Origin of the sequence: Paenibacillus medicaginis (assembly GCF_042138635.1) — a bacterium.
Lineage (GTDB): Bacteria > Bacillota > Bacilli > Paenibacillales > Paenibacillaceae > Paenibacillus > Paenibacillus medicaginis.
This window is the reverse complement of sequence record NZ_JBHIRY010000009.1, coordinates 138,578-151,280: the sequence shown is the minus strand read 5'-3', so window position 1 is coordinate 151,280 and position 12,703 is coordinate 138,578. Positions and strand designations below refer to the sequence as shown.

Below are 12,703 nucleotides of genomic sequence, written 5' to 3'. Positions count from 1 at the left end.
GGTGAGATAAATGAATACGGAAGAGTTCAAAGATTATCTTGATGGTGCCATTCGTAAATGGCGAATGAATAAAGCAAGCGCAACAGACGAGTGGGATGAACACACGGCAGCTTGCTATATCGACGCTTTCCAGAGTGTGAGAGTTTCCGTATTTGGGGAGACATTACCTGCCGAGTCTCTAGCGGAGGAGCGGGAAGAAGAATGAGCACAATTGAATTGCCTGCTTACCTAAAGTCACCTGGAGAAAATGATTATTATTACGGAACGTTAAGATATGAACCCGTAACAAATCATTGGGTGATTGAAGGCGAAGCCGCTGTATGCCAAGCTGCCAAACGCCTCTTTCCTGGAGCAGATGGCCGTTCCCGAGGAATAGCCAGATTCAAGAGTAATAAGCGAACTAACGGCGACTTGAATTGGCTTATGATGCGCTACCCGCTAAAGGTGATTGATATTGAAGCGTGGGAAGCTCAATTTAATGAAGCTGTAAGCTATGTGCTTCGGAGAGAAGAAATCCGGCGTGGTCCCCAGAAAATAGAGCCGTCACCGTTGTATTTCAACGGGCAGCTAACCGAGTTTCAGAAGGAGGGAGTAGCATTCCTATGTAACAACGCTCCTACCCTTCTGGCAGACGATATGGGGCTTGGGAAGACTGTAGAAGCTCTGGCATGGATAGCAACGCAAAATCGGTATCCTGGCATCATCGTAGTGCCTACCAGTGTCCAGACTCAGTGGAAGAAGCAGATTGAAAAATTCATTGTTCCGCAAACGAATCCATGTGAATCCGCTTTGTTCCCTGATCTGGCCACTCAAGTACACATCATCAAGGGATTGAAACCGTACGATCTGCCTGAAGCTAATTTTTACATTATACATTACGGGCTGCTTCGAGGCTGGAAGTCGGAGCTTCCGGAATATAAATTTGAATTTGCGGTATTCGACGAAATTCAGGAGTTGCGCCGCACGGGAACAGAAAAATACAGCGCAGCCTCTCTGCTGTCTGAAAGTGTCGGAAATGCCATAGGCTTATCAGGAACACCTGTTTACAACCAGGGTGGGGAAATCTACAACGTAATGAACATCTTAGAATATCAATGTCTTGGCGATTGGGGCAGTTTCACTAGGGAATGGTGTTATGGGTACGGAGAAATGGTTGTGACTGATCCGGATGCTTTGGGCGAACATTTACGGCGAGAAGGATTGATGCTGCGCAGGACAAAAGATCAGGTTCTCACCGAACTGCCTGCAAAACGGAGGGTCGTTCAGGAAATCGACTCGGACGAGAAGACCTTTACGCGGGAAATGAAGTCTGTATTTGAACTCATTGATCGGTATGACACTATATCAGACATTCTTGAGAAGGGACGAGCGAAACGAGAAATATCCCAAGAAGTTCGGCAGGCTACTGGTATAGCTAAGGCCCCATATGTAGCCGGATTCGTGAGAATGCTTTTGGAGGCAGGAGAAGCAGTTGTATTATACGGATACCATCATGCTGTATACGAAATTTGGATGGAGGAGTTAGCGCAATTTAATCCTGTTCGGGTAACAGGGCAAGAAACTAACGCTCAAAAGGAATTGGCGAAAGAAGCATTCATTTCCGGAAAATCGAATCTGATTATTATATCCCTCCGAGCTGCAGCCGGTATCGATGGTTTGCAAAAGCGGTCCAATATCAATGTATTCGGGGAGTTGGACTGGTCACCAGGTATTCATTCTCAATGCGAGGATAGAACGCACCGCATGGGGCAAAAAGATTCTGTCTTGAGTTACTACTTGGTGTGTGGACAAGGCAGCGATGAACAGATGATGGAGGCTCTCGGTTTCAAGACCGCTCAATTTGCGGGAATCATGGGCGAGAAAACTGAGAGTGAGGAAGATAAAGCCATTGCCCAGGTAGAGATCGGTAAGCATCTGGATAGGGTAATCGAAAAATTGAAAAGGAGCGGGACTCAGCGAGGAGCAACCAGACGTCATTAATATGAGGCCTGTGGGATTCAATTAATCAAAAAGGAGCAGAGGGTTATTATTCCTCTTGCTCCACCTTTAACTCAATCAGCTGATTGATATTAGATAGATTAAGTGCTTCAGCAATTTTTTCGAGATGCTCCCTATTAATTGAGGTGCGCAAGTTATTACATATTTCACTCACAGCAGCTCGGCGTAACCCTGTCATTTCAGCTAACTGTTTTTGTGATAATCCTCTTTCATCTATTAGGTCTTGAACTTTGATGATAATGGAAACCAAGTCATTCCACCTCCACTATTTGAATATTAACACAGGAAAGTGGATTCCGCAATTTCGTAATTTGTTGTTGACATTACGATATAACGGAATTATAATAAAAATACGATATAACGAAATTACGTAATAAAATTGAATGAGGAGTGATTTTAATGGTGATCGGACAAACAATAAGAGTAATTAATGGGGATTGCAAGCAAATTGCAGAAATCGAAATGGAGCATAACGACAAAAATATCGAGACCGTATCTCGGAGATACATTAAACAATATGGAAAAATCACTAAGGTAGATAATTCAAGTGATTGCTTAACAATTGTGACTTACGAGCGGGAAACACTCGGTTTTTCAATCTAATAATGGAGGAAACTCACATGCGAAAAACATTTATAAGAGTTGTGGTTGGGAATTTCGATTTCGACTATTTCTATCAAGAATTAGTTGAAAGTTCGTCTGAGCGAACGAAAACAGGCCATTAAGCTCAGAGCGTTCACTGGACGTATCCAGTGAGGTTGGCACAAAGCCAAGTAGGAGCAGGAAAAATTTCCTGAGCGTGTAACACTGTATCCGAACGAGCAACAGCGTACTGTAACAAAAATAATATTGGAGGTATGGGGGATGACGGAACAGGAAGCAGAAGATTTTACTACATCTCTGGCAGAACGTTACGTGGAGTTAGAAAAGAAACATTCTCATAACAACCAATTACTGAATATTTGGAAACGTGCAATAGATTCTTTCCCAGATAATTTAAAGCTTGCTTTTGGAGAAAAATATAATCGCCTTAAAAGGGAGGGCAGTAATGAGGAAACTCGACTTGAATAAGCTTGACGCCGAGCCAATAGAAGTGCAGCAGGCCGTGGCATTCTATGTATCCCATACTATAACAAAAATGCGTATAACAATGGAGGAAAGGTATAAACATTACTCCGTTTTAGAGAATGCGGGATTCTTGGAGCCTTTAAAATCCGTAGTGGGGCCGTAGTAGCTTAGGCCTAAAATATAAGCATAAGCACAGGATAACAACATTCAAATTGTTGGAAAGGTGGAGAGGGGAATGGCCCATCAGACATTCTGGAAACCGGAGAAAAAGGTCAAACAGCAAAAGACCTATAGCAGCCTTGGACGGAGCAAAAAAGACAAAAAGCCGGTTTCGGAGTGGAAGAAGGGCTTACTCGCTCATCACCAGTCCCGTCCGTCTCGTGCAGATCGAGCTGAGTTTCCTTCAGAAGTAGTTAAAGAACTGATTGATGAAACAGAAGGCTTGTGCCAATGCAATTGTGGACGCTCTGCAATACAAACTCACCACGTAATGCCGAGAGGTAGGAGCGGTCGTGGTGTTAAAACAAATGCCATGCGTGTATGCAAACCCTGTCATGATCGAATCCAGACAAATGAAGACGAGCTTCAGTATTGGATAACGACATATACCCAACTCTATGGAACAAGATTTTGGTATGACGAACAAGATTGGGCTGAGTATAAGCGGAAAGAAGAGGCGCGGCGGCAAGTTGAGCAGCAAGAGCAGAAGCGTCGCGAATCTCTTAATCCAGTGATCAAACTTATAACCTCTGCTGCTGGACGATCCTTGAAAACCAAAGAGATTCGTATTCTGGAAATGATGGATGACAAACAAATTTCCGTTTTCGAATCTCTGATTAACGATATCGTTCGAGTAGAGCAAAAGCATCAAATTCCATTTGGATACGGATACTTCGATGATTGAAGTGGATGTAATTCGTATAACAAGATATAGACGAAAAGTCTTAAAGGAGATAAAGAATATGGACAAAGAACCGCGATTCAATCTAAGAGCAAGTCAATTGTTAGGAGATATCATGCAATTATCAGCATTGATAAACGTGCATACAGAATACGCAGTTTTCGTGAGATATTCGGGACATGTTTCGCGAATAGAATTAAATATTTGTCGCAGCAAAGAAGAATACAACATTCGGGTAACAACCGATGAATTGCATACCATTGCAAGGAAAAGTGTAAATGAAGAACATGTTATATCCAATCTAACCAAAATGAAATTACGGTTAAAGAAGATTCTTAAAGAATCAAAAGTTAATATCTCTGACTGTCGTTACACAGTGCGCGAGGAATACGATTATCACCTTATATAGCCCATACCATCCCATAGAGGAAAGGACACTTTCAGAAGATGAAAGCCGAAGTTAAATTTACATCCCGCTTTTCCGGAATCACCTTTTTCGAAGTAGATGTAACACTGACGAGCAAAGTATACCGTGTAACGGTAAATCTATCGGAAATGCAACGTATCGGCGTGACGAAGTCGGCTAATGGATATCGAAAAGTAGAAAACTGGCTCAACAGCGAAGTCGGGAAAAAGTACTTGGCCGAAAAACTGATATTGGAATCAAAAGAGTAACCATCCATAGGGAAAGGACAAGGGATATCCAGGAAAGGACGGATAGATGAATCAACTCATGTTTGATATGCCGCAATACGGTCCGTGGCTGCTGACTCACAAGGGTGACACTTCCTGCCGCCTGCTGGCCGACCGGCACTATTCCCGCCAGCATCCCGGTCACCCGATGTTCACGCGTCCAGGCCGGAACCTTGTATTGCGGACAGCGGACGGAAGCGCCGTATGGGTAACATGGTCAGGCGTCAGGGATGACGGACTGAACGCCTGGGAGTGTACGATTTTTCGGAATGAGAGCGGTCTTCTTAGTTCCGATATGATTCACGCAGCGGTAACGGCCACAATTGCCGAATGGGGCACTCCGCCACCGGACGGCATTATAACCTATGTCGATGCCTCCAAGGTACGTAGTATCAATCCCGGCTGCTGCTTTAAGCGGGCAGGCTGGCGGCGAATCGGCAAGAGTAAGCACAGGGGGTTAATCTTATTGCAATGGGAAAGGACGGATACAGGATGATACTATACGGCAACTGCCTTGAGGTAATGCCGACGCTGCTGGCAGGCTCATTTAATACGTGTGTGACTAGTCCGCCATATTTTGGGCTTCGGGATTACGGACTCAAGCCCTCCTATTGGCCGGAGGTAACATATACGCCTATGCCGGGATTGCCGTCCATAACGGTGCCTGAATGGACTGGCTGCCTGGGGCTGGAGCCGACGCCGGAAATGTTCGTTGCTCATAGCGTAGCGGTATTCCGTGAGGTCTGGAGGGTGCTCCGAGATGACGGTACATTATGGCTCAATTATGGAGACAGCTATGCCGGAGCGGGTCCGAGGAGAGATGAGGGGTTTAATGCTCGATACCACGGTAAACATTACTTGTCTGATAAGCAGGGCGACATTGACCGGGTAAGGCCCGGGAGATCAATGCCGAACGGGTTGAAAGCAAAAGACCTTATAGGCATGCCGTGGCGCGTAGCATTTGCGCTCCAAGCAGACGGCTGGTACCTGCGCATGGATAACATATGGGCCAAACCTAACCCAATGCCTGAGAGCGTCCAGGACAGGCCGACCAAAGCACACGAATATGTATTCCTACTGGCCAAGTCGGAGCGGTACTACTACGACAAAGAGGCAATTAAGGAACACATGGCTGAATCAAGCCTTGCTCGGCTGTCTCAGGATATCAAGGGGCAGAGTGGCAGTGATCGGGCGAACGGTGGGGCTAAGACCAATGGGAGAATGAAAGCAGTCGGCAAGGCGTACAGCTTCGCCCGTACGGTTAACGAGGGGGATGTACCGGGTCAGCCAAAGCAGCACCGCCCGGACCGGGAGGATATCGAGTATTTTGGTACTCGGAATAAGCGGTCAGTATGGACGGTGGCAACGGCGCAATTTAAAGAAGCCCATTTTGCTGTTATGCCGGAGGAAATCACAGAAACCGGAATCTTAGCCGGGGCGCCAGTGGGGGGGGCGGTGCTTGACCCATTCGGCGGATCCGGAACAACTCTCAAGGTTGCTCTGGAGAATAACCGGGAATGCACCATCATTGAAATGGGCGGTCAGTACGTGGAGATTGCGGAGCGGCGGACGGCAATAATTCAGCCCACGCTGATTTTATAGGGGAGAGGACGGATACAGGATGAAGCGTAAGCTCTGCAGCTGCTGCAAACGGATCGAAACAGCCAGGGAGATATGCTGTCTCTGCCAAGGGGTCATAAATCGGAAATAAAGCAGGTGGAGCTGTGAAGCGAATCATATATGTTGCCGGGGTGAACAGAAAACATCTTGCTGAGCAGGCCAGCAGCGTCCCTTATTGGCTCCTGAGCGCGACACTCTTAAGGAAATATCCATCATGGCTTGAACCATACATGAGGCACAGAACGGTCATATGGGACCCCGGAACGTTTACTGAGGACTGCATCAGCTATCAGGGATACCGGACATACCTTGACCGGCACGCCAAGTCTAGACACGTATATATGCAATATGATGAGATTGGTGATCCGGAAGTTACCGCTTGGTATCTCAAGGACATGAGGCGTCGAGGGTACAATCCGGTGCCGATCTTACAACCGGGCGGTGACGTGAGGTTGCTGCAGGGTGATGGGCTGGTATTCATCGGCGGCACAGTTCGTATGCAGGATGACGAGCGTATGCGATATCTGGACAATCTGCTGCTCCAGCCTATCCGGGCCAAAGTACATTTGCTCGGAATGATGAAACATGAATGGTTTGCACCTTATCTGGCGGCTGTACAGGGAGACAATACGAGTTGGATTCCGCGAAGCAAGTGGAATAGACGTAAAACTCCAGAACAGTGGATGCAGGAGTACGGGGAACAGTGGGTACCGTATCAGCCGCGTGAAATGATGCAAATGAGCCTATTTTGATATAAAGGGGTATATATACATCCCCCATCCCAAAGGAGAGATATACATGTCACTGACATTTGAGCAGATGAAAGATATTGAATTCCTGGCCCAATTGCAAAAGGAGCTTAATAGCCAGGATATAGATTCCCAAGCAGCTCCGCGATTCTGGTCAGTAGGAGACTATAAATGGGTTGAATGTTCCGAGGATAACGCTGAACGCTTTTCTGTTTATTTGCCGAATGATGGCGAGTCTTATGAAATTAATTATTTCCTTAAAGAGATTCTGGACAAGGAAGACCTATCACAGGAGGATTTAGAGGAATTTGACGAAATCGGATGCGAGGAAAGTGCCTTCGAATGGATTAAGGACCATTACGACGAAGGGGCAACCCTCCATCCCGAGCGAGAAGAGCGCTTTGTTCGTGAAAACACGATGTTCTTAACCAAGGCTGAGGCAAAGCAACATATCAAAGCGAACCATTATCACTACACACCCAAAGCTCACACGTATGCCATGACAGCTTGGAGAGCTCCAAAGGTAGAGCGGCTGTTAAAGATACTGAGCGAGTTTGATTTTGAAGGCATCTGCAGCGAAGTCAGGACGGGAGAGGCTTAACAGCCTCTTACCCTATAACCCTATATCAAAGGAGCGATAAGCATGGAGTACAGTGTGCTGATTGAAGGAGAAGAGAATTTTTTTGGTGATTTCGAAGATGTGATTGACGATGTTCAGAACCGAACTTATTTTGAAGTCGATGCACAGGACATGGCTGTTTGGCTTCCGAAAATGGAGCTTGGAGAATCTGTGCAGTTGGGTGATGACTGCAAGATTACACGAATCAGATAGGGGCCTTCGGGCCTCTTAACCCAAAGGAGTGATAGCGATGAGCAAACTGAATCAAAACGACTGGGAATGGCTACGAGACATGGTTCGGCGTGGAGAAATGACCGCAGATAGGGCAAATGTTGAGAAGGTACTAATGGCTAGGGTGCAGATCGTTAAGTCACTTCCTGCTCAGGTGCGTTCTGCGCTCAATGCTGCCGTTAAGACTGGCGAACTTTGCCACAAGAAGAGGGAGGGACGAAAACCAGAAGTTTATTACCACCCGAATTTTGAGCATTTGGCGAACGAGGAGCGGAATCGCGTTGAAAAGCAAACACTGGAGGCGCTTTTGAGAGTTACAGCGCGGCCTTAACAGGGAGGGATATACAAATGATTAAAGCAATAGCATTCAAAGCGAAGGGCAAAGAAGGACGGTATCTGTGCGATGGTATTGAATGCGGTGACTGGTCGGATGAATTTCTGGATACAACGGTGTTGACGGATGCTCTGTTGATCATCAGGAATGACCTAACGGAGCCCGGCGATCAGGACATTGAGGATTGTTACAATTTTTTCTCCAGCCTGCCGATCAGTAACGACGTTCAGTTTGTTAAAGATAATTATGATCCTGTGCCGGTGGTACTGACACAAGCGGAACTGGAGATTGTCCGTGAACGCAATGAATGGTGAGGAGGGCAATAAGAATGAAAGATTATGAGAGACACGGAAATCATGTGTTCCTGATGGTTGAGAATGCCCAGGAAACCATTGAACTAGCGATAAACCATATTGTAGAGGATGCGCGACAAAAGGCCCGCAGTAAGGCATTTGATGATTGTACAACCTATTGGAAAGCAGAGATTGAGAAGATTCATGCGTTTGGAGCGCCGCCAAGGGCGCAGTTATCTAAGATACTGGCATTATTTAGGATTGAAGTGAGGGAGGAAGAACAGTCATGACACAAGTACAGATGGCAGACGGGGATCTTAACCTCAAGCTGGCTGAGTTGATGGGATGGAAATCAGGCGGCGACCCGAATAAGAAACGTGACTTTGTTTGGTGGATTGATGAAAATCGCTTTCGTCTGCCGGAGAAATGGAATCCTTGCACCGACCATACTGCCTCTCTGGAGGTACAGGCAGCAGCAATAGCAAAAGACAAACACGGATATCTCAATAATCTCGCAGGTATTATTACAGAGGTATATCCACGCGATCTAAATTGGGACATCGTTTGGACAAATGACGAAATTATATCATTCATAACCGCCACACCTCGCCAGAGGGCTGAGGCTGCATATATGACCTTAAAGGAGGTACAGAGGCATGAGTGAACCTATAGAAGAGATCAAACAAGCATTAGCAGCAGCTACGCCGGGGCCATGGGAAGTGAAACATGGAGATCAAGGCGAGTGTCATGTTTACTACGGAATGAATGAAGTAGCTTGGGATGTATCGCACAAGGGCAACGCAAATCTGATAGCCAAGGCTCCTGAATACATCGAATTTTTAGTAGAAACGTTGGAATTAGTTCTTCTGGATCGGGACACTGCAAAGCTGAACAGCAAACAATGGGAAAAAGCTTTTGATAACACTGATCGTCAATATCTCATGATGGAACATAAGGCAGCGGAGCTACAGCGGCAACTTATCAGTAAAACTGAGGAGCTTGCAGAGCAGGAAGCAGAGATACAGCAACTACGTAAGGCACTCAAATTTTATTCGGTCAACTCTCATTATGAATGTTCTCACACATATGACGAAACAGGAGAAGCCGAAGTTGTCCCATCAAAAGTTGGGCGTGATCGTGGAAGCTTGGCCCGTAAAGCATTAGGGGAATAACCCTCCCCATATACAACAACCCACCATATCGAGGACATGCTCGATATGGTGGGAATGGGTGAAAGGAGTATATGAATATGGATGAAACACTGGATAAAGGGAAGCAACTTGATTGGATAGCAAATGAGATGGAACACGTAAGGCTAAGGGATGGCAATTCGGACGCGTATATTGCAGGCAGATTAGCTGGTTTAAATAGCGTTCGCCATGCAGTCGAATCCGGTTCCTTTACTCCTGACTCACCAGATACACCACAAAGAAAATTCAAATGCGGGGAATGCGGAGAAATTAATTCAGCAGAAAAATGGAACGAAGAAACAATCAAAGGTTTCGATACAACGAATATATTTCCTATCGAATCAAAAGAAGAAGGAGCGGATTTTGTTTGTCCCAAGTGTGGCGCCTATCAAGATAATTTTTCTATTGAAGAACTCATACAAAATGAAGGTGAACAACCATGACTGATAACACACATGCCAAATCCCAGCTTGAAAATACAACTGTAATTCTGAGCAGTAGAGAAGATGATTTTGCTGACACACAGAAGATAATACAAGTTAACTTTTTCGATGACCTTGTTTTTGAGGATATCCGAAAAACAAAGTGGCTCTTGGGGAAGTATACTGATATGATCGATGTGATAAAAAACTACGAATATTCCCAGAAGCAGATCGAAAATGGCATGTCGGCGTATGATTTACTTGCAGCAGAAGGTTCGGTTGCCAAAAGAGTAACTGGACAAGAATTGACTGCAGACGTAACGGCAAATGCAGTGCTTCTCAAGGATCAACGGCATATAAATTACAAGTTCTATCTCTTTATCACAAACAACATCCGGTTTGCAATCAACAATATTCGTGATCCGCATGAAGGTCTTGTAGCAAAATTGCTGTTCGTGGACGGTTTGAAGTACTTAAAAGCACAACAATATATGAAAAAAGGTTATCGCAAAGATATACCGGGTATCGCAGAAACGACATTTTCAGAAAAACGGCGCAAGGCCATTGTTAACATAGCCAACAGCTTAAATGTTAACCGGACATTGGACTTTGTCACTATTGACTATGGTCGAAAGCGAGAAGGTGAAATTGGGCTCAGAATGCCAGTTGTTAATTAAACCGTAAAGGCTTATGCCTTTGCGGTTTTTTGTGTTTCAAAGTCATAAATCCGCAGCGGAACAATAGTAGAAGAATCTTACACTGTACTTAGCAACAAAATACGAGAATTTTTCAGGAGGAATTTTAACATGGCTACAGAAGCATCAGCAGTAACGACAGGCGGATTCGCCTACTTGGACAAGCACGGGTTCTTGCATGTCGTCGCAACTGAGAAGACAGCGAAAGAAAACACAAACGGCGGGGTGGTCGAATTCGAAGGCCAGCACGCATATGGTTATCCTGTTGTGCCAGCAGCTGCAGGTGAATATGAGCAACTGGTTATCAAGGCTGACGGCACGGAGAAAGATGGCCGTACGGTTCCGCAGCATCTGCTTGACCTGATTGAGCGATTGAAGTAATCATTACGTTTAGGAGCACGAAATGATGTGGTGGCGGAATAGGTAGACGCGCCCAGGGGTAAGGTTGGCTGACTGCAAAACACATGCTGCCGGGTGTCGCCCCCTTTGCAGGGATAGACGGTGGTTGGGTATATTGTGATATGCCTGACGGACATGCAAGGTGTAAATCCTTGCCCACATCTTATTATGGTGCTGCCCGGGTCACTCCCGGAAAGCGCGATTATCCCTCACGTCTCCCGTGCCGAAAGACTCCTTCCGGTGACTGCAGCCGTTAACGGTGAGACTCGCAGGGGCGTCCTGGGGCCTTAAACGCCAGGATATTATGATAAAAAACTTGCCGCATCAAAGTAAATATCTACACAAGGAGTAACGGGATATCGTTGCTCTTTTGTAGCCTTATTCAGTACATGTTGCTTCCCGTACCCGGAAATGGCTATGATAAGGATGTATTCAAACATCCAGGGAGGGTTATACAATGGACAAGCAAAGAGAGGAAATGAATTTAGAAAAGATTAGGACGAGATTGGCACATGAAAAGTCTTTTTTGGGCAAGGTAGTGGGCGGTGTAATCACCGAAAGCGGCGATGGATTTGAAGAGTTATTCGAGAAGGATTTGAAACGCCTGAAAGTTGGTCCCCATGAGCAGGTTATTGCCGAAATGAACAACGGAGATGAATATTTCGTTATGCTGAGTTGGGATGTATTAATAACGGACTATATTAATAACAAAGTAATGTGAAATGAGCCGCCAATGGCGGTTTTTAAATTTGCGATGTCTTTTCACGGGTCCTGCCTTTTGCATAGTCACTATAACGTATTAACACAAATCCCCTTTTTGCCGATATATACAAATAAAGGGGGATTACTATGGCAAGGCGAAGAAGAAAAAGTAAAGCAAGACAGGCGGAAGAGTTTATTCAGGGGATTGTTGGACTATCAATGTTAATTGGGTTCTTTTTAACATTCAGTCTGGCCAAAAACATTACTGCCGCGTTTGTAATGGCTATTGTAGTTTTTGTGATATGTACTCTTATTCTTGCATCCAGAAGGGCAGCTCACAAAGAAAAGTTAAGAAGATCCGGAATTGCTGAAGTTGATAAAATGGACGGATTCCAATTTGAAAGATATCTAAGTTATCTGTTTACCTCCCAAGGCTATAATGCAAGAGTGACAAAGGCTTCTGGGGATTTCGGGGCTGATCTTATATTGTCTAAGAATGGCACAAAGATTGTAGTACAAGCAAAGCGCTACAGTAAAAATGTTGGAATTAAAGCAGTTCAAGAGGCACAGGCAGCAATTGCTCATTATAGGGCATCCGAGGCGTGGGTGGTCACTAATAGCGATTTCACAGAATCGGCTTATCAATTAGCGAAGTCAAATAAAGTGAAGTTAATCAACAGAAACCAACTCGTTGAAATGATGTTGCAAATGAAACACAAAAAAGTTCCGAATAGGAAAACAGGGTAAATTTAGTGCCAAGCGAAACCCGACCTACATAAAATCGGATCG

The 12,703-nt window shown here is 45.3% G+C and carries 23 protein-coding genes; 22 read left to right on the top strand and 1 reads right to left on the bottom strand.

The window, feature by feature from the left end; translation table 11 throughout:
- Positions 1 to 10 precede the first annotated feature (10 nt).
- Positions 11 to 205, top strand: coding sequence for a hypothetical protein (locus tag ACE5LO_RS12125; protein WP_375520281.1), 195 nt, complete (start codon positions 11 to 13; stop codon positions 203 to 205).
- Positions 202 to 1,980, top strand: coding sequence for a DEAD/DEAH box helicase (locus tag ACE5LO_RS12120; protein WP_375520280.1), 1,779 nt, complete (start codon positions 202 to 204; stop codon positions 1,978 to 1,980). Before ACE5LO_RS12125 ends, ACE5LO_RS12120 begins: the two co-directional genes overlap by 4 nt.
- A 46-nt stretch (positions 1,981 to 2,026) precedes the next feature.
- On the opposite strand, the gene ACE5LO_RS12115 is transcribed toward ACE5LO_RS12120, so the two are convergent.
- Entirely contained in the window at positions 2,027 to 2,248 is a 222-nt protein-coding gene (locus ACE5LO_RS12115) for a helix-turn-helix domain-containing protein (RefSeq protein WP_375520279.1), read from the bottom strand.
- A gap of 149 nt (positions 2,249 to 2,397) precedes the next feature.
- Between ACE5LO_RS12115 and ACE5LO_RS12110 the strand changes: the two genes are divergently transcribed.
- From ACE5LO_RS12110 to ACE5LO_RS12015, 20 genes are all read left to right on the top strand, one after another.
- Positions 2,398 to 2,601 (top strand): hypothetical protein, encoded by a 204-nt coding sequence (locus ACE5LO_RS12110; RefSeq protein ID WP_375520278.1) that lies wholly within the window; start codon positions 2,398 to 2,400, stop codon positions 2,599 to 2,601.
- Between the two features lie 261 nt (positions 2,602 to 2,862).
- Positions 2,863 to 3,069 carry a hypothetical protein gene (locus ACE5LO_RS12105; RefSeq protein ID WP_375520277.1) on the top strand — a complete coding sequence of 69 codons (207 nt, stop codon included), beginning with the start codon at positions 2,863 to 2,865 and terminating at the stop codon, positions 3,067 to 3,069.
- A gap of 232 nt (positions 3,070 to 3,301) precedes the next feature.
- A complete protein-coding gene (locus tag ACE5LO_RS12100) occupies positions 3,302 to 3,970 on the top strand; it encodes an HNH endonuclease (RefSeq protein ID WP_375520276.1) in 669 nt (222 codons plus the stop codon).
- A 58-nt stretch (positions 3,971 to 4,028) separates the two neighbouring features.
- Positions 4,029 to 4,376 carry a hypothetical protein gene (locus ACE5LO_RS12095; protein ID WP_375520275.1) on the top strand — a complete coding sequence of 116 codons (348 nt, stop codon included), beginning with the start codon at positions 4,029 to 4,031 and terminating at the stop codon, positions 4,374 to 4,376.
- A gap of 38 nt (positions 4,377 to 4,414) precedes the next feature.
- A complete protein-coding gene (locus tag ACE5LO_RS12090; RefSeq protein WP_375520274.1) occupies positions 4,415 to 4,642 on the top strand; it encodes a hypothetical protein in 228 nt (75 codons plus the stop codon).
- A gap of 46 nt (positions 4,643 to 4,688) precedes the next feature.
- Positions 4,689 to 5,156: a hypothetical protein gene (locus ACE5LO_RS12085; RefSeq protein ID WP_375520273.1), complete on the top strand. Its 468-nt coding sequence runs from the start codon at positions 4,689 to 4,691 to the stop codon at positions 5,154 to 5,156.
- Positions 5,153 to 6,262 (top strand): DNA-methyltransferase, encoded by a 1,110-nt coding sequence (locus ACE5LO_RS12080; protein WP_375520272.1) that lies wholly within the window; start codon positions 5,153 to 5,155, stop codon positions 6,260 to 6,262. Before ACE5LO_RS12085 ends, ACE5LO_RS12080 begins: the two co-directional genes overlap by 4 nt.
- 122 nt (positions 6,263 to 6,384) lie before the next feature.
- Positions 6,385 to 7,032 carry a hypothetical protein gene (locus ACE5LO_RS12075; RefSeq protein ID WP_375520271.1) on the top strand — a complete coding sequence of 216 codons (648 nt, stop codon included), beginning with the start codon at positions 6,385 to 6,387 and terminating at the stop codon, positions 7,030 to 7,032.
- A gap of 46 nt (positions 7,033 to 7,078) precedes the next feature.
- Entirely contained in the window at positions 7,079 to 7,630 is a 552-nt protein-coding gene (locus ACE5LO_RS12070; protein ID WP_375520270.1) for a hypothetical protein, read from the top strand.
- A gap of 42 nt (positions 7,631 to 7,672) precedes the next feature.
- Positions 7,673 to 7,861 (top strand): hypothetical protein, encoded by a 189-nt coding sequence (locus tag ACE5LO_RS12065; RefSeq protein ID WP_375520269.1) that lies wholly within the window; start codon positions 7,673 to 7,675, stop codon positions 7,859 to 7,861.
- A 37-nt stretch (positions 7,862 to 7,898) separates the two neighbouring features.
- Positions 7,899 to 8,210 (top strand): hypothetical protein, encoded by a 312-nt coding sequence (locus tag ACE5LO_RS12060; protein WP_375520268.1) that lies wholly within the window; start codon positions 7,899 to 7,901, stop codon positions 8,208 to 8,210.
- A gap of 17 nt (positions 8,211 to 8,227) precedes the next feature.
- Positions 8,228 to 8,527, top strand: a complete 300-nt coding sequence (locus ACE5LO_RS12055; RefSeq protein ID WP_375520267.1) for a hypothetical protein — start codon at positions 8,228 to 8,230, stop codon at positions 8,525 to 8,527.
- 14 nt (positions 8,528 to 8,541) lie between these two features.
- Positions 8,542 to 8,796: a hypothetical protein gene (locus tag ACE5LO_RS12050; protein WP_375520266.1), complete on the top strand. Its 255-nt coding sequence runs from the start codon at positions 8,542 to 8,544 to the stop codon at positions 8,794 to 8,796.
- A complete protein-coding gene (locus tag ACE5LO_RS12045) occupies positions 8,793 to 9,170 on the top strand; it encodes a hypothetical protein (protein WP_375520265.1) in 378 nt (125 codons plus the stop codon). The genes ACE5LO_RS12050 and ACE5LO_RS12045 overlap by 4 nt, the downstream gene beginning before the upstream one ends.
- Entirely contained in the window at positions 9,163 to 9,678 is a 516-nt protein-coding gene (locus ACE5LO_RS12040; RefSeq protein ID WP_375520264.1) for a hypothetical protein, read from the top strand. The genes ACE5LO_RS12045 and ACE5LO_RS12040 overlap by 8 nt, the downstream gene beginning before the upstream one ends.
- A 77-nt stretch (positions 9,679 to 9,755) precedes the next feature.
- A complete protein-coding gene (locus ACE5LO_RS12035; RefSeq protein ID WP_375520263.1) occupies positions 9,756 to 10,139 on the top strand; it encodes a hypothetical protein in 384 nt (127 codons plus the stop codon).
- Positions 10,136 to 10,795 (top strand): hypothetical protein, encoded by a 660-nt coding sequence (locus ACE5LO_RS12030; RefSeq protein ID WP_375520262.1) that lies wholly within the window; start codon positions 10,136 to 10,138, stop codon positions 10,793 to 10,795. The genes ACE5LO_RS12035 and ACE5LO_RS12030 overlap by 4 nt, the downstream gene beginning before the upstream one ends.
- A 129-nt stretch (positions 10,796 to 10,924) precedes the next feature.
- Positions 10,925 to 11,194, top strand: coding sequence for a hypothetical protein (locus ACE5LO_RS12025; RefSeq protein WP_375520261.1), 270 nt, complete (start codon positions 10,925 to 10,927; stop codon positions 11,192 to 11,194).
- A 475-nt stretch (positions 11,195 to 11,669) separates the two neighbouring features.
- A complete protein-coding gene (locus ACE5LO_RS12020) occupies positions 11,670 to 11,933 on the top strand; it encodes a hypothetical protein (protein WP_375520260.1) in 264 nt (87 codons plus the stop codon).
- Between the two features lie 128 nt (positions 11,934 to 12,061).
- Positions 12,062 to 12,661 (top strand): restriction endonuclease, encoded by a 600-nt coding sequence (locus ACE5LO_RS12015; protein ID WP_375520259.1) that lies wholly within the window; start codon positions 12,062 to 12,064, stop codon positions 12,659 to 12,661.
- Positions 12,662 to 12,703 lie beyond the last annotated feature (42 nt).